Origin of the sequence: Flavobacterium sp. UBA4197 (assembly GCF_002379575.1) — a bacterium.
In the GTDB taxonomy this organism is placed as follows: domain Bacteria; phylum Bacteroidota; class Bacteroidia; order Flavobacteriales; family Flavobacteriaceae; genus Flavobacterium; species Flavobacterium inviolabile.
Map to the genome: position 1 here is coordinate 43,604 of NZ_DFUB01000006.1, position 21,285 is coordinate 64,888.

Genomic DNA, 21,285 nt, shown 5'->3' on the forward strand with positions numbered 1-21,285 from the left:
AGTGCTGTTTTTAAGGCAGCACTTTTTTGGATGTTTTATAACTTTTTTTGAAATTATTGCACCGTTACCGGGAAAGTAACTTCAGCATCCGTTCCACCGGCAGCATTGGTAATGTCACCGCCAGAAACCCCGGCACCGTTTTTATTTGGTAAATGTCTTAAGGTAATGGTAACCGTTCCGGAAGCAGCATTTGTTGTGGTAAATACCGATTTTAATCCGATTGGTTTTCCGTTGCTGTCAAAATTATCAGCAGTAGCGGCATATTCGAAAGCATTTAAATTACCGGTTTTTCTATAGAAAATCTGGTGATCCACACCTTCTTCGATGATTTCCGGAGTGATATCTTCAGCCGGAGAAGCAGCTTCGTTCATAAAAGTAAGCGTACCGTTATAGGTAGTATTGGCCTGGAAATTACCCGAAACCGTTACTACCGGTGCATTAGGACCGTCTCCGTCCAGATCGCGGGACACTAATGTAATCACCTGTCCGCCACCGGTAAACGTTGCCGTTACGGTCGTAATCACTTCTTCTTCGTTAACGGCCTGTGGCGTTGCATTGTCGTCTTTGGAACAGGAAGCGAAAGAAATGATGGCGATTATGGCTAAAGCGGCTATTTTGAAATTTTTCATGGTAAATGTTTTTTTAATAATTGAATTTTAATTGTAGTTGAAAATTTCTACCCAGTTCGTCGGCAAAAAAGCGCTGACGGTTCAGGTAGTCTCTATAGTTTGTGTTGAAAATATTCTGAACGGATAATCCGACGGTGGTCTGGATCCCTTTAAAGGCTTTTAATTTCATTTCGGAATTGAAATGCAGCAAATGATACGCTTTTGGCGGCGTACTGATGTCGACCAGCGTGGGAACAAATTGATTGTTTGCAATGGTATTGGTGATAAAGTTATTATCCGGATACTGGTTCTGACGGAAAACCAGCTCGCTCTTTAATTCCAGTTGTAAACGGTTCCACTCTTTTTTCGTAAAGCGCAGGGCATTGCTAATGTTTAACGGCGGCATGTCTATTAATGCCTTGCTGTTTGTAAGATCCCTTCCGTTTACGTAAGCCAGTGCAAAATCGTGTTCGAAATTCGAATTGATTTTCCAGTTGGAATGAACATCAATACCCAGCAGGCGGGCATTTGTCTGGCGGTATTCCCAAACCAGGAAAGCACCGCGAATCGTTGTTTCCTGACCGATAGGAGTCAGGTACATAAAATCGGAAATGCTATTCAGGTATGGATTGATCTCAAAAGAGAAGGTTTCTCCTTTACGGGATAAAGCGGATGAAAATTTAAGCGCTTTTTCTTTTTTCAGGCGCAAATCTCCCAACTCGATCATACCGGTGGAATGGTGCAGCCCGTCGCTGAAAAACTCCGAAGGATTTGGATTCCGGGTCGCCAGGCTAATGTTGTTTAACCAGCTCCAGTGATCGCCGAATTCTTTTCGGGCTCCGATACTTCCGGATACATTATGGAAAGAAAAGGTCGGTTTTGTCAACCATTGGTTACCCTCTTCACCCACAATAATATTTTGGAAATCGTTGTTATAACCGCGTTCTTCCCAGCGGGATTTCAGGTAAAATTTGGTTGCTTCCACCCGTGAATAATCATAGCGAAGTCCGCCTTCTAACGTGAAATCATCCGAAAAGGAATGGGATACGACAGCATAAGCACCCGCATCATATTTGTCATAATTTGGAATTAAGGGACGGATTCCGGTTGCAGGACTGGCATAATTTGTCTGATAGGCGGCATTTACGCCAATCTTTGTTTCCCAGTTGTCTGTTTCCCGTTTCCAGTCTGCCTGCAGCGCATGCGTTGTTAAATCCAGGTCGAGCGCTGCCTTGTTAGCATTGTCGCCACGACGCAGGTCATATTCCAGACGGTTGTTAAACTGATAGGCATATTGTACCTCCAGCTGGCTGTTGGGATCCAGTTTTTTATGGAAATTAATTTTAGCCAGGTGGTGTTCCACTTCCTGTCTGGGCGCATTGAGCGTATAGGTGAAATCCGCAATATATGCAGGAGCCTGATTGTTGATACTATTAACCAAATCAGTACTATTTCCTATATGGGAAGCTCTTAAAATACCAATCTGGGCTTTATAGAAACTATAAAAACCGGTAATAGAATAATCGTCCCCGATATATTTCAGGTCGCCTGAAAAATTGGATTCCCGGTTTCCGGTATTGGACAGTACATAATCGGGCGCTTCTCTGTCGCCCAAATATTTAAAAGTACCTAAAACGTTCCATGCCCAACCTTTGCTGTTTCCTTTGTGCAGGCTGGAAGTGATACTCCCGCCGCGGCCATTGGAAACCATATTCACAATTGTTTTACCAAATAAAGTATCTTTTTTTACCGATAAAGGTTCGATAATAACAATTCCGCCCACGGCATCACCACCATATTGCAGGCTTGAGGCTCCTTTAATAACGGTAATTTTCCCGGCACTATTAATGTCCATATTCGGGGCATGTTCTGCGCCCCACTGCTGGTCTTCCAGGCGGACATTGTTGTTGATGATCGGTACGCGGCTGCTGTGCAGCCCGTTGATTACCGGTTTAACAATAGTGCTTCCGGTTTTAAGAATGGAAACCCCGGCAACTTCTTTTAAGGCGTCCCCTAAGGTCTGGTTGCTGTACCGTTCGATGGTTTCACTCTTTATTTTCTGCTCGGAAGCGGTTGTTTTGGGCGCATTGCCTTTTTCCCTGATGACCACTTCTTTTAAAGCGGTAATGTCGGGTTTGAGCATAACGTTCAGTACCACATTGTCATTGATGCTGACAAGGGTATCCAGTGTTTTGTAGCCCACATAGGAAATGAAAATCTTCTGATTACCGTCCGGTAAATTCCTGATTTCATATTCTCCCATAGGATTAGAGGCAGCACTTTTATCGCCTGCGTGAATATGTGCCCCGTTTAACGGTTGCTGCTTTTCATTGGTAACTTTTCCGGACAGTTTGTTCTGCGAAAAACCAAAGTGGCAAACAACTAAAAAACAGAGAACAAGGAAAGGTTGTGTTCGCATTTTTCCAGTTCAAAATAATACACAATAGGTCAAAATCACGAGAAATGATCATGACAGTTTTTTTAATAAACGATGTGATTATAATGTACCGGGAGGTGCACGAAGTGCAAAAAGGCTTCCTGAAAAAACAACAGGTTTTTCTGTTTTGGCAAAGCTATAGGCAATAGCTTTAAAAGTGTTTTTAAAGGAAAAAGAGAAAAATTCAGTAGGGATATAATTACTGAAAGAGAATTCGCAGGTAAAACAATGATCGAAATCATGATGCCCGTGTGTGAATTCTGTTTTGGTATGGTCGTATTTGTGGTGGCAGTGTTCGTGACTGAATTCGTCAACCAAATGCTCAAAGGAATGTATCGATTGGAACAGTATTGCGAACAATACAGCAATCATTAAAGAAAGGTTCAGTATGGCCAGTTTCTTTTTCATTCCCTGCAAATATAGAAAACCAAAAAAAGAAAACCGTTTTATTTTAACAAAATTTATGTTTTGCCAAAATAAAACGGTCAATATGTTCCAAAAGTAATATTATACTAACTTGTTCGCTACAAGGTATTCTGCGATCTGGATGGTGTTTGTTGCGGCTCCTTTGCGCAGGTTGTCGGAAACGATCCACATGTTTAGGGTGTTCGGCTGACTTTCGTCGCGACGGATTCTGCCCACAAATACATCGTCTTTTCCGTGTGCATATAAAGGCATCGGGTATGTTTTGGTATCCGGGTTGTCCTGTACCACCACACCCGGCGTGTGGTGCAGGATAGCGCGTACTTCGTTTATGTCGAAATCATTTTCAAACTGGATGTTTACCGCTTCACTGTGGCCGCCCACCACCGGAATACGGATGGCAGTTGCTGTAACAGCAATCGTTTTGTCGTCCATGATTTTCTGTGTTTCACGAACCAGCTTCATTTCTTCTTTTGTGTACCCGTTTTCTTCAAAAACATCACACTGCGGAATGGCATTGCGGTGAATCGGATACGGATAGGCCATTTCTCCCTGTATACCGGCAAATTCGTTTTCCAGTTGTTTTACGGCTTTTACTCCCGTTCCGGTAATGGACTGATAGGTTGAAACAACAACTCGTTTAATGCCGTATTTTTTATGTAAAGGTGCCAGGACCATCACCATCTGAATAGTCGAACAGTTTGGATTGGCAATAATTTTGTCTTCTTTGGTCAATACCGAAGCATTGATTTCCGGAACGATCAGTTTTTTAGTCTGGTCCATTCGCCATGCAGAAGAGTTGTCGATAACGGTGGTACCGGCTTCGGCAAATTTTGGCGCCCAGGCTAAAGAGGTTTCGCCTCCGGCTGAAAAAACAGCAATATCAGGACGCATTTCAACCGCTGTTTGTAATCCTACTACAGCGTACTTCTTTCCCTTAAAATCAATCTGCTTCCCAACAGACTTTTCTGATGCTACGGGGATTAATTCAGTTACGGGAAAATTTCTTTCTGCCAGTAATTGTAACATTACTTCACCAACCATTCCGGTGGCTCCTACAACGGCTACTTTCATTTTGATATTATGTGTTTTAGTTAAATTTTTAGTATGACAAAAGTAAATAATAATGCGGTTAAAATAACAATAAATAAAAAAACCGTCCACACCGGGACGGTTTAGGTTAGAATATGTGTGTAGCGGATTATTTTTTCAATAAATCACGGATTTCAGCCAATAATTCTTCCTGAGTAGGACCAGCCGGAGCGGTTGGAGCCGGCGCTTCTTTTTTCTTGGAAGCATTGATTCCCTTGATTAATAAGAACAGCACGAATGCAACAATCACAAAATTAATGACAGCCGATAAAAACATACCGTACTTGACTCCTCCAAAAATGGTAAGCTCTTCAATTTTTGATAAATTAGCAGCTTCCAATGCCGGTTTTAACAGTAAAGGTGTAATTACATCATCGATAAATGAACTTACAATTTTACCGAAAGCACCACCAATGATCACCCCGATTGCAAGATCAACAACGTTGCCTTTCATGGCAAATTCTTTAAATTCTGATAGCATTCCCATACCTAAAATGTTTTAGTTAATAATTTTTGTTAGTACTAAAGTAGTAAAACGGATTAAAAATTTAACAATTTTAGTAGTCTTTTTTATTCTTTAAAGAAAATGCGTTTTACCCGGTGCGAGATGCTGGTCAGTATTTCGTAGGGTATGGTGCCAATGGTTTTTGCAATTTCGGTTACTCTTGGCTGCTGGCCAAAAATGATTACCGTATCACCTTCTTTACAGTCAATACCGGTAATGTCGACCATTAACATGTCCATGCAAATATTGCCGATTATGGGCGCTTTCTGGTTTTTAATCATCACATAACCTTTCTGATTGCCCCAGCTTCTTGGAATTCCGTCGGCATAGCCAATGGGAATTGTAGCGGTTTTAGTGGTTTGGGTTGCCATGAATTTCCGGCTGTAGCCCACACTTTCACCGGCCTGAATTTCTTTGGTTTGCAGGATAACGGTTTTTAACGTGCCTACATTTTCCAGGTGTTTCATTTCTTCCTCATCATTTCCTACGCCGTATAGTCCGATACCCAGGCGTACCATGTCGAACTGATAATCCGGGAAATTGTAAATTCCGGATGTGTTCAGGATATGGCGGATAGGGGTGATGTTCAGTTCCGATACGATTTTTTGTGACCATCGGTCAAACGTATGGATCTGCTGTAACGTGAAATCGTTGAATTCCGGTCCGTCGCTCGCCGAAAGGTGGGAGAAGATACTTTTAACGGAGACAAAATTGTTATTTTTTAAAACAGAGATCAGATCATCGAGATTGTTTTCCTCAAAACCCAGACGATGCATACCGGTATCCAGTTTGATGTGTATCGGGTAATTGGACAGGTTTTTCTGCTGGGCCAGAGTGATAAACGTTTTTAGGACAGTAGGCGAATAGATTTCCGGTTCCAGATGGTAGGCAATCATCGCCGAAAAAGCACTGTTTTCGGGGTTCATCACAATAATCGGCATTTCAATTCCGGCGTTGCGAAGTGCAATTCCTTCATCGGCGAAAGCCACGCCTAAATAATCGACTTTGTGGTGGGCCAGTAATTTTGCAATTTCAAAACTGCCGCTTCCATATCCGAAAGCTTTTACCATGACCATTATTTTTGTGGACGGTTTTAGCTTCGATTTGTAGAAGTTCAGATTGTGGCTGATGGCATTCAGGTTGATCTCCAATACCGTTTCATGTGTTTTTTCTTCCAGCAGGGTTACGATTTCTTCAAAATGAAAGGTTCGTGCGCCTTTTATCAGTATCGTTTCGTTCTGAAAAGAAGCGGCATTGTATTGCACCAGAAAATCATGGGTGTTTTTAAAGGCAATAAATCCCGGAAAATCTTTCAGGTAACGGCTGATGGTTTCGCCAATCCCGATAACGCGTTCAATTTTATTGTTGGTTAACAGCCGGGCAACTTTGGCATATAATTCTTCCACCGGAAAACCGCTCTGGAAAATATCGGATAGTATTATTGTTTTCTGCTGGTGGGTTTTGTGCTGCTCCAGGAAATCCAGCGCAATTTTTAGCGACTGGTAGTCGGAACTGTAACTGTCGTCAATTAGCGTACAGTTGTGAATGCCGTTTTTCACCTGCAGGCGCATTTCCACCGGATACAGGTTGTGCAGGCGTTCTTTAATGACAGCTTTGTCATACCCGAAATGCAGCAGTACCATCAGGCAGCTGATGGTGTTTTCAACAGACGCTTTGTCCTGAAACGGAAGTTGCAGCAGAAAAGGCTGTTGGCGGTAGTGTACTTCCAGTTCGTCAGGAGCCGTTTTGGTAATGAATACATCGGCAGTGCGGTCTTCAAAACTCCAGCTGAAAGTTGGGATATTTTTGTCCAGAAGATCGTCAATTAGTGGATTCTTCTGGTAAATAAGAATTTTGGCGTTTTGGAAGAGTTTTATTTTTTCGGATATTTTTTGGGCTACGCTTTCGAAACCTTCGTCATGTGCCGCACCGATATTGGTTAAAATACCAATGGTCGGTTTGATAATGGCTTCCAGTTTGTCCATTTCGCCGACAGTGGAAATACCGGCTTCAAAAATCCCTAAGTTGTGTTTTTCATTGATCCCGATGATCGATAGCGGAACACCTACCTGGGAGTTGTAGCTTTTAGGGCTGCGGATGATATTGTATTCCGGGCTTAACAGGAAATTCAGCCATTCTTTGACAATGGTTTTGCCGCTGCTTCCGGTAACACCTATTACCGGGAAATCAAACTGCATGCGGTAATAGGCTGCAAATTCCTGCAGGCTGTGCAACGTATCGTTAACTACCAGGAAGTTTGCCTTGCCTTCCAGCGTGTCCGGAATGTGATTCACTACAAAGTTCTGAACGCCTTTGGCAATCAGGTTCGGAATGTAATGATGTCCGTCGTGATTGTGTCCGACCAGTGCAAAAAATAAAGTTCCGTTGTTGTTTTGTAACGACCGGCTGTCGATGGAAACATTGTCTACAGGACATGTTTCATCAGTCCCTAACCATTTAGCGGGAATGACCGGGATAATATTTTTGATAATTAAACTCAAAGCTTATTCTTGATTTTTTTTGTTTCTGGACTCTTGTTCCTGCATTTCTTTCATAGCATTAAAATAGGCCGCACGGCTTAACGGTTCGTATTCTTCCGTTTCACCCAGTAAAACAAGATTGTCGTTGTGGGTTTTTCTAAAACTATAGTTGGCTAAATTTCCGGTGCGGGTGCAAACGGCATGTACTTTTGTAACATATTCGGCTGTTGCCATCAGGGCGGGCATCGGGCCGAAAGGATTGCCTTTAAAGTCCATGTCCAGTCCTGCTACGATAACGCGTACGCCGGAATTGGCAAGGTCATTGCAAACGGCAACAATCTCGTCATCAAAAAACTGGGCTTCGTCAATTCCGATGACATCACAGCCATCGGCAAGAATACGGATATTAGCCGCTGCCGGAACCGGAGTAGAGCGGATTTCATTAGCGTCATGAGAAACAACCATCTCATCGTGATAGCGGGTATCGATGGCCGGTTTGAAAATTTCCACTCTTTGTTTGGCAAACTGAGCGCGTTTTAAACGACGAATAAGTTCTTCAGTTTTACCGGAAAACATCGAGCCGCAAATGACTTCAATCCATCCAAATTGTTCTTTATGATTTACCGTATTTTCGAGAAACATTTTGTACTTTTCAGGCTGTAAACAGCGTTTTTTTCTGTTACTTTTGTAATGGAAACAAATTTATTAAAAAACCACCGCTTTACTCCATATAAAATCAAAAGTTATGAAGAAAAAATTAGAGGCCGAATTAATTAGTATTGCCCACCGCATTTTAAAATTAAAAAATAAATCGGAAGTGATTCAGTTACATCAGGAAACGCAAAAACTGTATGAGATATTATCGGTATTGCGTTTTTATGAAGAAAATTTCGAAGCGGTAAAACCAACAATCGGCCTGGAAGAACTGGAAGAGAAATTAGACGGAGCTTTTGAAAACAAAGAAGAAGAAACAGCGGTAGCAGTGCCGGAACCTGTAGTGGAAAACGAACCGGAACCGGTTGCGGAAGAAATAAATATTGTAGCCGAACCGGAAGATGCCGAATCGGAAATGGAGACGGAAACCGAGCCGGAGGAAGAAGAACTGATTATAGCCGCCGCTGAAACGGAAGTACCTGCTGTTGAGCCAGTTATTGAAACGGAAACGGAAACGGAAGACAAAGAAGAACCAGCGGAAGAACCAATAATAGTAGCGGAAGAAGAAAAGGTGGTTGTCGGCCAGATTGATATTGATGAAAGCGAGCTGGATGAAGAAGAAACAGTTCCGGAATACGAAGAAGAACCAGCAGCACCGGCAGAAGCGATTATTGAAGAACCGGTTTTCGAACGAGTAAAAGAAGAACCGAAACAGGAGCCAAAGCAAATCACTTTGGAAGAGTTGTTAGGGCATTCCTATAAAGAACCGGAATTTGTAAAAGTAAACGATGTACCTGCCGAAGTTGAAAAAGTGGCGGATATTGTTTTTGAACCGGCTGTGGAACCAATAAAAGAAGAACCGGTACTTTCCATTTCATCCGAAAAAGAAGCCTATACCCGAAAAGCAACGGGCGATGCCCACAGTAAAGCCATCGCTTTGGGACTGAACGACCGGATTGCTTTCGAAAAGAACCTTTTTGGCGGAAGCGGTGAAGACCTGAACCGTGTTTTATCCCAGCTGAATACCTTTGATAATTTTGAAGATGCTCAGAATTTTATTGAAGATCTGGTAAAACCGGATTACAATAACTGGGAAGGAAAAGAAGAATATGCAACCCGTTTTATGGAGATTGTAGAGAAGCGATTCTCGTAGTCTTTTTATAAGTATAAATTACGCCAACCTGCATGAATTTTATTGATGCAGGTTGGTGTTTAAATTTTAGGATATGTCTAAATTGTATTTAGTACCCACACCCATCGGGAATTTGGAAGACATGACATTCAGAGCGATTCGCGTTTTGAAGGAAGTCGATCTGATATTGGCAGAAGATACCCGGAACAGCGGTAAGCTGTTAAAGCATTTTGAAATTGCTACACACATGCAGAGCCATCACATGCACAACGAACATAAAACAGTTGAGAATATCATCAGACGCCTGCAGGCAGGAGAAAGTATTGCGCTGATTTCCGATGCGGGAACGCCGGCAATTTCCGATCCCGGATTTTTACTCACGCGTGCCTGTGTGGAAAACAATGTGGAAGTAGAATGTTTACCCGGAGCGACGGCTTTTGTACCGGCATTGGTTAACAGCGGACTGCCAAACGATAAGTTCGTCTTTGAAGGGTTTTTACCGGACAAAAAAGGCAGACAGACCCGTTACCTGATCCTGGCAGAAGAAACCCGGACAATGATATTGTATGTGTCCCCGCATAAACTGGTTAAAACACTGGCGGAATTTGTGGAGTATTTTGGTGCGGACCGGCCGGTTTCGGTATCCCGTGAATTGTCAAAACTACACGAAGAAACGGTGCGCGGCACTGCGGAGGAAGTTTTAAAACATTTTGAAGCCAAACCACCCAAAGGAGAGATCGTGGTTATTGTTGGCGGGAAAGTGACTGCAAAAGAAAGTAAAAAAGAGAAAAGCGAATAAAAAGATACGATTTATGACACATCAGGTTAGTACAAAATGGTTGGGGAAAATGCAGTTTGAATCGACCAATCCCAGTGGCGATGTCATGACTATTGATGCCGGACCCGAAAACGGCGGTGAAGGAAACGGTCTTCGCCCGAAAGCGTTAATGCTGTCGGCGCTGGCTGGCTGTACCGGTCTGGATGTTGCTTCACTGATTGAAAAAATGAAGCTGGATGTAACCGATTTTAAAATCGAAACGGAAGGCGATTTAACGGAAGAACATCCGAAAACCTATCACACGGTTCGTGTGGATTACCATTTTTACGGAAACAATCTCGATCCGAAAAAACTGGAACGGGCAGTAAATCTTTCCGTAGACAAATATTGCGGCGTGATGGAAATGTTCCGTCAGTTTGCCAAAGTAAATATTGCGATACACTATCATACCCTATAGGTACTTTTTTTTATAATCCATACAAATTGTTATTATGCGCTGGACACTCAAACCCAAACCCGATTTACAAAAAGTAAAGCAACTGGCTTCCGAGCTGAATGTTGAAGAATTAATAGCCACTTTACTGGTGCAACGCGGTATTGAAACGTTTGAGCAGGCCCGGTCTTTTTTCCGTCCGTCATTAGACGATCTGCACGATCCGTACCTGATGCAGGATATGGACAAAGCCGTGGCACGGATAGAAAAAGCGGTTGCGCAGGGGGAAAACATCCTCGTTTTTGGCGACTATGATGTAGACGGAACAACGGCAGTTTCTTTAATGTCGTCCTATTTGAGAAGCTTTTATCCGAATGTAGCCACCTATATTCCGGATCGCTATGCCGAAGGATACGGTGTTTCATTCAAAGGGATTGATTTTGCCGATGATAACGGATGCTCGCTGATCATTGCGCTGGATTGTGGCATCAAGTCCATCGATAAGGTATTGTATGCCAAAGAAAAGAATATCGATTTTATTATTTGTGATCACCACCGTCCGGGTGATACCTTACCGGATGCGGTGGCTGTTTTAGATCCGAAAAGACAGGATTGCCACTATCCGTATAAAGAATTGTGCGGTTGTGGCGTCGGATTCAAAGTGATCCAGGCTTTGGCCCAAAACCGGAACCAGACCATAACGGACCTGCTTCCGTATCTGGATCTGGTAGCAACGGCGATAGCGGCGGATATTGTTCCGATTACCGGCGAAAACCGGGTGCTGGCAAAATTCGGACTGGAAGTGATCAATGCGAATCCGCGTCCCGGAATCAAAGCGCTGATCCAGAATATAAAAAAACAGACCTTAACAATTACCGATGTTGTTTTTGTGATCGCACCGCGCATCAATGCTGCCGGACGTATCAAACACGGCAACTATGCTGTGGAACTGCTGACGGAATTCAACCTGGAACAGGCAGCGGAGTTTGCATCACAGATTGAAATGTTTAATGCCGACCGGAAAGACCTGGACAAGCAGATTACCAAAGAAGCTTTGGAACAGATCCGGATAAAAGAGGAAGACAAGCGTTTTACCACCGTGGTGTATCAGGAAGACTGGCACAAAGGGGTTATTGGTATAGTAGCGTCCCGGTTGACGGAGACCTATTACCGTCCGACCCTGGTTTTTACCAAAAGCGGTGATAAACTGGCGGCTTCTGCCCGATCGGTAAAAGATTTTGATGTCTATAATGCTTTGGAAGCCTGTTCGGATTACCTGGAGCAGTTTGGCGGGCACATGTATGCTGCCGGATTGACCTTAAAAGAGAAAGACTACGAAAATTTTAAAAAGCATTTTGAAAAAGTCGTTTCGGAAACCATTCATCCCGATCTGCTGGTTCCGGAGATAAGTATCGATGCCGAAATGGAGCTGCAGGCAATTGATCCTAAGTTTTTCCGGATTTTAAAGCAGTTTGAGCCTTTCGGACCGGAAAATATGACGCCGGTTTTTATGGCTGAAAAATTAAACGATACCGGTTATGGAAAAACGATAGGTCAGGACGAAGAGCATTTGCGTTTGTATGTCAAACAGCAGGGTGAAGAGCCGGGTTTTGCCGCTATCGGATTCGGATTAGCCGATAAAATCAACCTGACCGAAAACCGGAAATCCTTTGACGCTGCTTTTTCCATTGACGAAAACGAATGGAACGGCAACGTGAGTTTGCAGCTTCGCCTGCGCGATATTAAACCGCATTAAGATTAACAGTTTCTTGGGTTTTCGGAAGCAAGTATTTCTCTAACTTTATTTTTTATAAATACGAGAAATGACTTCACACGATAATCCGCTCCACGGACTTAAATATTCTTTATTAGATTTAGCAGTTGTCTCCCAGGGAGATACTTATTCCGATACTTTTGAAAAATGCAGAACACTGGCTCAAAAAGCGGAAGCTTTGGGCTATTCCCGTTTCTGGTTATCCGAACATCACAACATGCAGCATGTGGCGAGTTCTGCCACTTCTGTACTGATTGGCAATATCGCCGAACATACAAAATCCATACGCGTGGGCTCCGGTGGTATTATGCTGCCCAATCATTCGCCGCTTGCGGTTGCCGAACAATTCGGAACGCTGTCTACATTATATCCCGATCGTATTGATCTGGGATTGGGCAGGGCACCCGGAACCGATGGCGCAACGGCTATGGCACTACGTAAAAACAATTATGACCTGAATTATAATTTTGAAGCCCATATTGAGGAGCTGCAAAAATACCTTAGTGCGGAAAACCGGTTTTCAAACGTGAGAGCCTTTCCGGGTGAAGGAATTGATATTCCCCTCTGGATTTTAGGTTCCAGTATGGAAAGTGCTGTTCTTGCCGGAAAAATGGGATTGCCGTATGCTTTTGCAGCCCACTTTGCACCGGCACAGTTTTATCGTGCGATTGAATTGTACCGACACTATTTTGAGCCATCCGATTATTTGTCGGAGCCGTATGTACTGGCCTGCGTGAATGTTATAGGCGCGGATACCGACGATGAAGCGAATTATCTGGCAACTTCCTTATACCAGGCATTTACCGGGATTATTACAAATACCAGACGTCCTTTGATGCCGCCGGTGGATGATATGGATGAGATCTGGTCCGGAGATGTAAGGGAGGCTGTGATGCAGATGACCGCATTTACTTTTGTGGGTAATAAGGAAACGCTGCAACATCACTTTAAGGAGTTTGCGAAAGCGACCAAAGTGAATGAGATTATGGCCATTTCGCAGATTTTCAGTCAGGAGGCCAAATTGCGTTCGTTCGAAATTTTTGCTTCTGTTTTTAATGAGTAATGCAGGATAGCCTATTAATGGTTTTTTGGATATAACCCTTATATTCTAAAGGTTGAGGTGTATAAGGGTTTGGCTATCCTATTATGATAAAATAAAAATTAACATCATTTTATTTAGAATGAATATAAATAATTATTTATATTTGTTTAAAATTGGAAACGATGCAACAGATAGAGCAGCTTTATTACAATGATTTCGGAGTAGCATTCTTTTGGATAAAAGAGAAGAAGGTTTTGCGCCATAAAGTACAATTGGTGTTTAAAGAAACAGGTTTTTATCTAACGCCGGAGGAAATGCAGGAATTCTCGGAACTGATTGATCTATCCTGCGAGAAAGCTTGTTGCTCGGAATGCGAGATGCGTGGCCGCTGCCATAAATTTTTACTGAAAACGCCCTTTGAGGCCATCGAACTGGCGGTTACGGAAAAAGAGGTGTACCAGATTAAAGACCTGGTTCAGGGAACTTTATTCCAGCTGAATTTAAACAAGTACCTGCGCGAATTGTGTAAAAACTAAACGCTTTTCAATACATAGGTTACAATTCCCCAAATAATGAGTTCGTTTTCTTCCGTTACTTTTATCGGTTCATAATCGGAGTTTTCCGGAACGAGATACACACAGTCTTTTTCTATTTTAATCCGTTTTACGGTAAATTCCCCGTCAATATAACACACGGCTATTTTGTTGTTTTTGGGTTCCAGACTTTTGTCAATTACTAATATATCGCCATCATCAATTCCGGCTCCGGTCATTGAGTTTCCTTTGGCACGGGCATAGAACGTTGCTTCCTGATTTTTAACGACAACCTTATCAAGGCTGATTTTTGTTCCGTCAAAATCGGCAGCAGGCGAGGGAAATCCCGCTTTAATACCGGCTGATATAAAAGGCAGTTCTAAAGCGTTTTCCGAATCGGGGATAAAAAAGCTGAGGTTCTTTTTTGCTAACGGCATACGACTTCCATGATCTCTTTAATGTTTGTTGTATAATTTGGCGACAGATGTTGCTGTTTCATTTTCCAGGTTTTCTGTAAATCCTGGCTACCCAGCCTGATTTTTCGTTCGCCGGTTTTCCGGTGATAGGCATCCATGACTTCCATCAGTTTGAGGTGTTTCGGGTTTTCATCTTCAAACAGGTGCAGCTGTTTCTGATCCTGCGGCAGGAGCTGGGTTACAATCACTCCGGCTTTCAGGTAAACTTCATTGGGTTCGTATAGTTTTTCCAGGATAGTGACCGCCATATTGCTGATCGTTATGTTGGAATTGCTGGCAAAGGACAGGTTTTCCATCTGGCTGTAATAGTACCGTTTGGTTTTGGACTGTTGTTTGTCTTTTACCAATAGTACAATTACGCTATAGCAGCAGGATTGCTGTTTGCGGAGTTTTTCGGCACAAACGGAGGCAAAGGTCGCGATGCGTTCCCGGATTTCCCGGTAATCGGATAGTTTCTTTTCAAAGCTCCGGGTTATGGCAATACTTTTTTTAGAGTCCTGGTGTTCTTCGAGTTCCAAGACGGATCTGCCCAGCAGTTCACTGTGCAACCGCAGTCCGATAACGCCCATTTCCCGTTTAATCCAGGCTTCGTGCTGTGGTAAGGTAAAATCGTAAGCGGTATGGATATGCTGTGCTTTTACTTTTTTGATCAGCCGGTAGCCAATGCCCCAAACGTCTTCAATTTTAGTCCATTTGAGTGCTTTGATCCGTTTTTCGTCGTTATCTATCACATATACGCCACCGGTACGTTCCTGGAATTTTTTGGCAATCTTGTTGGCTACTTTAGAGAGGCCTTTGGTGGGTGCGATACCGACGCAAATCGGGATACTGATCCATTTTTGTACCCGTTTTTTCATCTGCACGCCATAGTCGTGGTAATCGGCAATAGTCAGGCCGTCAAAGTTTAAAAAGGCTTCGTCAATGCTGTATTCTTCCACATTGGGTGTAAACTGCCGGAGGATGTTCATTACCCGTTGGCTTAAATCGCCATATAACGGATAATTGGATGAAAATACTTTGACGTTGAGTTGTTTCAGCTGATCCCGTACTTTAAACTCCGGAGCGCCCATAGGGATTCCCAAAGCTTTGGCTTCTTCACTGCGCGAAATGATGCAACCGTCGTTGTTGGATAAAATAACAACGGGTTTGCCTGCATATTGGGGTTGGAATACGCGTTCGCAGGAAGCGTAAAAGTTGTTACAGTCTACCAGTGCATACATGCTGTAAAATTACAGTTTTGTTGGCAATGGGAGTGATAGGGAAGCGTTAAAATTGTTTTTCGGGCAGTATCTTAAAAATGGTGTAAAAACAAAAAAGTCATCAATAACTGATGACTTTTTGATATGATAAGGGTATTGTATTTTATAACAGATCCATTAAAGCAGACGGGAATAAACCAATAGCAATGTTTAACCCGATGGCAACTACCGCTACGATATAGAATTCAAACGGAACCGGTTTTGCTTCTTCGGAAGCTTCTTTGGTGTACATAGCACTGATTACTCTGAAATAGTAATAAACACTAATGATAGAGTTTATAATTCCGGCAATAACCAATATTAAATATCCTGCCTGTAAAGTCTGGTTCAGGATAAAGAATTTTGCAAAGAAACCAGAGAAAATCGGAATACCGGCCATTGATAATAAAGAAGCCGAAAGGATCATGGCCATTAGTGGTTTGGTTTTACCCAATCCGTTAAAGTTGTCAATGTTTTCATTGTCTTTACCATTGCATACATAAAGGATCACGGCAAAAGCAGCGATTCCTGCCAGGGTATAGGCTACGGTATAGTAGAATAAACTTCCCGTTGCACTGGTAAGGTTTAATAATGCCATTAGCATAAAACCGGCATGGGAAATACCGGAAAAGGCAAGCATTCTCTTAATATTGTTTTGGCGTAATGCCATGATATTTCCTACGGTCATGGAAGCGATAGAAATGATTACGATAACCGTTTCATAAGCAAAGTTCATGTTGCCGTTCATTGCCAGATTCAATTTGAAGAATGTCGCCATGGCAACTACTTTTGCCAGGGTACTCATTGTTGCTGTAGTTAGCGACGGAGCGCCTTCATAAACATCCGGTGCCCAGAAATGGAAAGGTACAGTGGCGATTTTGAACAGCATACCTACGGTAATCATGCATACCCCGATATAGAACCAGTCTACCGTAGTAGCAGAGTTTGACGCTTCATAAATCATGTTCATGTCAAATGACGCTACGGCACCATATATTAAAGCAATACCGAAAAGAATAATTCCGGATGCAAAAGATCCCATCAGGAAGTATTTCATACCGGCTTCATTACTTTTTAAGCTTACAGGGTTACTACCGGCAAGGATGTATAAAGAGATAGATAAGATCTCGATGCCTAAGAAGAACATTGCCAGGTTTCCGAAAGAAACCATAGCTACAGCTCCTAATAGCAGGAATATTTTTATTGCTACAAAATCGGATAATTTTGAAGGACGGTCTTTGTAAAAGTTATGACTTAACGTAACCAGAAATACGGTTAACAAAATGAATAAACTGGAGAACGTTACGGTAAAGCGATTCACAACAATCATGTTGTTGTAATAACTTTCCGTTACATTAAATTCAGCCACGGTAATACCCAAAATTGCCAATAACCCTATTACTGTTACGGGAACAATGGCTTTTCTTAAGTTGAAAATTTCAGCTATAAGGCAGATAATACCTAATACTGCAATTGCTATTATTGTACTCATTATACTGGACTAAATTTATTTAATATGTACTAAAATCTCTTGTAAACTTGGTGTAATCAATTCGATTATCGGTTTCGGATACAATCCGAAGAACAATAAGAATCCGATGATTACCACAAATACAATTCCTTCGTTAACACTAACATCTGCAAACGGTTTTGCATTAGTTTCTCCTAACATTACGTGCTGGAACATTCTTAACATATAGAAAGCTCCTAAAATAATTGTTGTTCCGCCTACGATAGCAAAAGCTAAATTAACGGTGAACAAGCTGTATAATACGGTAAATTCACCTACAAAGTTAAAGGTTCCCGGTAATGCTACGGAAGCTAAAACCAGAATCATGAACATGGACGCAAATTTAGGCGACTGTGTTCGGATACCGCCCATATCATGGATTGTACGGGTTTCGAAACGTCTGTAGATTACTTCTACTGCGAAGAATAAACCAACAATTACAAAACCGTGGGCAATCATTTGTAAAACAGCTCCTCTGAAACCATCCAAAGTGAGTGTATAGCATCCTGCTGCGATTAAGCCAACGTGGGCTAAAGAGGAATAGGCTAATAATTTCTTTAAGTCTTTTTGTTTTAAAGCAACAATAGAACCGTAAATGACACCGGCAATACTCAATCCGATAATCGGATACAGCATTTCTTTAGCCGCATTTGGTGCGATTGGCAACTGCCAGCGGATAACGGAATACAATCCCATTTTCAGCATGATACCGGATAATAACATCGTACCTACGGTTGGTGCTTTTTGGTACACATTCGCCTGCCAGGTGTGGAAAGGAATGATTGGAATTTTAATAGCATAAGCAAAAAAGAACGCTAAGAAAATCCAGAATTCTTCTGTTGACGTTAATTCCAAAGCATATAATTTATCCAACTGGAAACTTCCTGCTTTCTGGTATAAATAAATAAAACCAACCAGCATGAATAAAGATCCGGCAAAGGTGTAGATAAAGAATTTAATAACGGCTTTTTTACGTTCTGCGGCATCGCCATTACCCCATAGTAACGCGATAAAGTAGATTGGAATTAAAGAAAGCTCCCAGAAAATATAGTACAGGAAACCGTCGGAGGCTAAGAATGTCCCCACCATGGCGAATGACATAAACAGCACTAAGGCATAAAAATTTCTGGCATTGTTAAAGTTGTTTCCAAAAGAAGAAAGCAGGATCAAAGGCGTTAAAGCAGTTGTTAAAACCACCATTGCCAGTGAAAGACCGTCGGCTTTTAAGGAAAACAGTATGTTAGGATTCGTCATCCAGACAGCGGAAAAGCTACTGTCTGTACCCTGACTAAACTGGTTTAAAATCATAAGGGAAGCACCTAAAGCAACCACACTGAAAAGTAAAGCTACTTTTGAAGCATTTTTATTTCCGGAGAAATAGGTTGCTACAGCTCCTAGTAATAAAATTAATAATAATATAGTTACGTCCATTTCTAACAGATTATCGTAAAAAGAATAAATAAAACACTACCGAACAAAGTCCGAATACAAAGGCGAATAAATAGAAACCAATATTTCCGTTTTGTAATTTTTTACCTTGTAAAGCCAATCCGTCAGCAACAGATCCGAATCCGAAGATTATTTGTGATAATCCGGTTTCGATATAATCTCTGAAGAATTTAGCAAGACTGTAAATAGGTTTTACAATAACGGCCATATAAGTCTCGTCAACATAATATTTGTTGTACAATACTTTGGCAAAGCCTGTAATTTGTTCGTCTTCTGCAGGAACCTGCGCTTGTTTGATATATTTTGAATAAGCAATTCCGATACCGATTAAAGCTCCGATAACTGCAAAGGCCATCAACATATATTCTGTTGTACCCAAATGGTGTTCTACGTGAACTTTGTGTGCAAAAATAGGCGCTAAATAGTCGTTTAACCAACTGTTGCCCGGCAGGCTGATCGCTCCGCCAATAACCGAAAGGATCCCTAAAACGATTAACGGGAACGTGATTAATCCCGGACTTTCATGCAAATGGTGTTTTTGTTCTGCAGTACCTCTGAATTCTTTAAAGAACGTCAGGTATAACAAACGGAACATATAGAACGCAGTCATAATAGACGCTAAGGCTGCAATAACCCAAAGTGCTTTATTTTGATGGAAGGCAACCATCAGGATTTCATCTTTAGAGAAGAAACCTGCAAATGGCGGTATTCCGGAAATAGCCAATGTTGCTAATAGGAAAGTCAGGTAAGTCACTTTCATTACGCTTTTTAAACCACCCATTTTGCGCATGTCCTGTTCGCCGTGTAAAGCGTGGATAACCGAACCGGAACCCAGGAACAAACAGGCTTTAAAGAAAGCATGCGTGATTACGTGGAAAACAGCAATTTCATAGGCACCCAATCCTAAAGCCAGGAACATTAATCCTAACTGGGAAACAGTGGAGTAGGCCAATACTTTTTTGATATCGTTTTGTACCAGTCCGATAGAAGCTGCAACCAGAGAGGTAATTGCTCCCACAACCGCGATGATGCTCTGAACATCCGGAGTTAGGTCGAAAAGGAAGTTTAAACGGGTGATCATAAAGATACCGGCAGTAACCATCGTAGCGGCGTGAATTAAAGCCGAAACAGGAGTTGGTCCAGCCATCGCATCCGGTAACCAGGTGTATAACGGGATCTGGGCACTTTTACCGGCAGCACCAATAAACAAGCACAATGTTGCAATGCTTAACCATGTTGCCATTTCCGGGTTAGAACCGGTTAATACCGCATGTTTGATGGTCGTGAAGTCCAAAGAGTTGAACAGGTATCCGATGATAAAGATCCCCACAAGGAAACCTAAATCCCCGATACGGTTCATGATAAAGGCTTTTTTAGCCGCATCGTTATAGTCCTGATTCTTGTACCAGAATCCGATTAATAAGTAGGAACACAATCCAACACCTTCCCAACCGATGAACATGATCAATAAGTTGCTTCCTACAACCAAAGTGATCATAAAGAAGATAAACAAATTCAGATAGGCAAAGAATTTGTGCATGTTCTCGTCATCATGCATATAGCTGATGGAGTAGATGTGAATTAACGATCCGATTCCTGTTACGAACATTAGCCATAACAAGGATAGCTGATCTAATAATATATCAAAGTTGATGTTGAATTTCCCTAAAGAAATCCAGTCAAATAAATGAACATGTATAGGTTGTTTGCTTCCGCTTACCTGAATGAAGAAATAGGAAGTAACCAGGAAAGAAACCACTACGGCAAGTGTTCCTAAAATTCCGGAACCGCTTTTACCCAGCTGCTTTCCAAAAAATATATTAGATAAAAACCCGACAAAAGGGGCCAATAATAAGAGTAAAACTAAACTTGTCTCCATTAGGGATTATCCTTTTAAATTCTTTAAATTATCAATATCGATCGATCCTAAGTTTCTGAAAATAGAAACTAAAATCGCCAGACCTACAGCTACTTCTGCGGCAGCTACCGCCATTGAGAAAAATACGAATACCTGTCCCGATGCATCCTGATGGAAAGTAGAAAAAGCTACTAACAAAAGGTTTACAGCGTTTAACATAATCTCAATTGACATAAACATGATGATGGCATTTCTACGTAAAAGAATTCCAAAAACACCTATGCTGAATAACAGAGCGGATAAATATAAGTAGGTTTCTACACCAATTTCTTTTAAAATATGTTCCATATCAAATTAGGCTTTTTGTTTCTCTTTTTTAGAAATTAATACTGCTCCAATCATGGCTACTAAAAGTAATACCGAAGCAAATTCAAAAGGAACCATGTATTCGTTTAACAATACCTGTCCAAGAACTTTAATAGACTGGAAATCTTCACCGGACTGGTAGTAACTTTCTACAACCGGTTTTGTTTTTAATAAAGCAGCTAATAATACTAATGCTACAAGGCAGAAGGCGATGGTAGCGGCAAAGATTATTAATTTAGGTTTATGCTTTTCGTGGTCTTTGTTCAGGTTCATTAACATGATGGTAAATAGCATCAGGATCATGATGGCGCCCGAATAGACAATGATGTGTACAATTGCAAGGAACTGTGCATTCAGCATTAAATAATGACCGGCAATCGAAAAGAAACAAATAACCAGATAAATAGCACTGTGAATCGGGTTTCTGCTGAAAATTGTCAGAAGAGCAGTTCCCAGTGTAATGGTCGATAGTATATAAAATAAAACTTCAATCATGA

At 41.8% G+C, this 21,285-nt stretch carries 20 protein-coding genes; 6 read left to right on the forward strand and 14 right to left on the reverse strand.

The genetic code is table 11. From position 1 onward, the window contains the following. Positions 1-53: 53 nt before the first annotated feature. The 7 genes from B3394_RS02785 to B3394_RS02815 all read right to left on the reverse strand — a co-directional run bounded on the left by B3394_RS02785 (position 54) and on the right by B3394_RS02815 (position 8,187). Positions 54-629 carry a type 1 periplasmic binding fold superfamily protein gene (locus B3394_RS02785; RefSeq protein WP_286912796.1) on the reverse strand — a complete coding sequence of 192 codons (576 nt, stop codon included), beginning with the start codon at positions 627-629 and terminating at the stop codon, positions 54-56. 13 nt (positions 630-642) lie between these two features. Continuing rightward, a complete protein-coding gene (locus B3394_RS02790; protein WP_286912797.1) occupies positions 643-3,027 on the reverse strand; it encodes a TonB-dependent receptor in 2,385 nt (794 codons plus the stop codon). A 78-nt stretch (positions 3,028-3,105) separates the two neighbouring features. Further along, positions 3,106-3,453: a hypothetical protein gene (locus B3394_RS02795; protein WP_177730409.1), complete on the reverse strand. Its 348-nt coding sequence runs from the start codon at positions 3,451-3,453 to the stop codon at positions 3,106-3,108. Positions 3,454-3,552: 99 nt separating this feature from the next. Further along, complete coding sequence (locus B3394_RS02800; protein WP_286912798.1) at positions 3,553-4,542, reverse strand: aspartate-semialdehyde dehydrogenase; 990 nt, start codon at positions 4,540-4,542, stop codon at positions 3,553-3,555. A 127-nt stretch (positions 4,543-4,669) separates the two neighbouring features. After that, positions 4,670-5,047 (reverse strand): large conductance mechanosensitive channel protein MscL, encoded by a 378-nt coding sequence (mscL, locus tag B3394_RS02805; RefSeq protein WP_177730399.1) that lies wholly within the window; start codon positions 5,045-5,047, stop codon positions 4,670-4,672. A gap of 83 nt (positions 5,048-5,130) precedes the next feature. Further along, positions 5,131-7,566 carry a bifunctional UDP-N-acetylmuramoyl-tripeptide:D-alanyl-D-alanine ligase/alanine racemase gene (locus B3394_RS02810; RefSeq protein WP_286912799.1) on the reverse strand — a complete coding sequence of 812 codons (2,436 nt, stop codon included), beginning with the start codon at positions 7,564-7,566 and terminating at the stop codon, positions 5,131-5,133. Between the two features lie 3 nt (positions 7,567-7,569). Continuing rightward, the gene (locus tag B3394_RS02815; RefSeq protein WP_177730395.1) at positions 7,570-8,187 is read right to left on the reverse strand and encodes a thymidine kinase; all 618 of its coding nucleotides are present in this window, start codon (positions 8,185-8,187) and stop codon (positions 7,570-7,572) included. 103 nt (positions 8,188-8,290) lie between these two features. On the opposite strand from B3394_RS02815, the gene B3394_RS02820 reads away from it, so the two are divergent. The 6 genes from B3394_RS02820 (at position 8,291) to B3394_RS02845 (ending at position 13,894) form a co-directional block, all read left to right on the forward strand. Further along, complete coding sequence (locus B3394_RS02820; RefSeq protein WP_286912800.1) at positions 8,291-9,352, forward strand: hypothetical protein; 1,062 nt, start codon at positions 8,291-8,293, stop codon at positions 9,350-9,352. 73 nt (positions 9,353-9,425) lie between these two features. Then, positions 9,426-10,130, forward strand: a complete 705-nt coding sequence (gene rsmI / locus B3394_RS02825) for a 16S rRNA (cytidine(1402)-2'-O)-methyltransferase (protein ID WP_177730391.1) — start codon at positions 9,426-9,428, stop codon at positions 10,128-10,130. Between the two features lie 13 nt (positions 10,131-10,143). Then, entirely contained in the window at positions 10,144-10,566 is a 423-nt protein-coding gene (locus tag B3394_RS02830) for an OsmC family protein (RefSeq protein WP_273244392.1), read from the forward strand. A gap of 34 nt (positions 10,567-10,600) precedes the next feature. Then, a complete protein-coding gene (recJ, locus tag B3394_RS02835) occupies positions 10,601-12,298 on the forward strand; it encodes a single-stranded-DNA-specific exonuclease RecJ (protein WP_286912801.1) in 1,698 nt (565 codons plus the stop codon). 67 nt (positions 12,299-12,365) lie between these two features. Next, positions 12,366-13,379 (forward strand): LLM class flavin-dependent oxidoreductase, encoded by a 1,014-nt coding sequence (locus tag B3394_RS02840; RefSeq protein WP_286912802.1) that lies wholly within the window; start codon positions 12,366-12,368, stop codon positions 13,377-13,379. 161 nt (positions 13,380-13,540) lie between these two features. Then, positions 13,541-13,894 carry a hypothetical protein gene (locus tag B3394_RS02845; protein WP_177730383.1) on the forward strand — a complete coding sequence of 118 codons (354 nt, stop codon included), beginning with the start codon at positions 13,541-13,543 and terminating at the stop codon, positions 13,892-13,894. Here B3394_RS02845 and B3394_RS02850 read toward each other — a convergent pair. The 7 genes from B3394_RS02850 to B3394_RS02880 all read right to left on the reverse strand — a co-directional run bounded on the left by B3394_RS02850 (position 13,891) and on the right by B3394_RS02880 (position 21,283). Next, complete coding sequence (locus B3394_RS02850) at positions 13,891-14,328, reverse strand: LexA family protein (RefSeq protein ID WP_177730381.1); 438 nt, start codon at positions 14,326-14,328, stop codon at positions 13,891-13,893. The genes B3394_RS02845 and B3394_RS02850 overlap by 4 nt on opposite strands. Then, positions 14,319-15,587 (reverse strand): Y-family DNA polymerase, encoded by a 1,269-nt coding sequence (locus B3394_RS02855; protein ID WP_286912803.1) that lies wholly within the window; start codon positions 15,585-15,587, stop codon positions 14,319-14,321. The genes B3394_RS02850 and B3394_RS02855 overlap by 10 nt, the downstream gene beginning before the upstream one ends. A gap of 142 nt (positions 15,588-15,729) precedes the next feature. Then, positions 15,730-17,097 carry an NADH-quinone oxidoreductase subunit N gene (locus B3394_RS02860; protein ID WP_177730376.1) on the reverse strand — a complete coding sequence of 456 codons (1,368 nt, stop codon included), beginning with the start codon at positions 17,095-17,097 and terminating at the stop codon, positions 15,730-15,732. Positions 17,098-17,112: 15 nt separating this feature from the next. After that, positions 17,113-18,546 (reverse strand): complex I subunit 4 family protein, encoded by a 1,434-nt coding sequence (locus tag B3394_RS02865; RefSeq protein WP_177730374.1) that lies wholly within the window; start codon positions 18,544-18,546, stop codon positions 17,113-17,115. 10 nt (positions 18,547-18,556) lie between these two features. After that, positions 18,557-20,443, reverse strand: a complete 1,887-nt coding sequence (gene nuoL / locus B3394_RS02870) for an NADH-quinone oxidoreductase subunit L (RefSeq protein WP_286912805.1) — start codon at positions 20,441-20,443, stop codon at positions 18,557-18,559. A 6-nt stretch (positions 20,444-20,449) separates the two neighbouring features. Further along, positions 20,450-20,770: an NADH-quinone oxidoreductase subunit NuoK gene (nuoK, locus tag B3394_RS02875; protein WP_136403880.1), complete on the reverse strand. Its 321-nt coding sequence runs from the start codon at positions 20,768-20,770 to the stop codon at positions 20,450-20,452. A gap of 6 nt (positions 20,771-20,776) precedes the next feature. Next, positions 20,777-21,283, reverse strand: a complete 507-nt coding sequence (locus B3394_RS02880) for an NADH-quinone oxidoreductase subunit J (RefSeq protein ID WP_177730370.1) — start codon at positions 21,281-21,283, stop codon at positions 20,777-20,779. Positions 21,284-21,285: the final 2 nt, after the last annotated feature.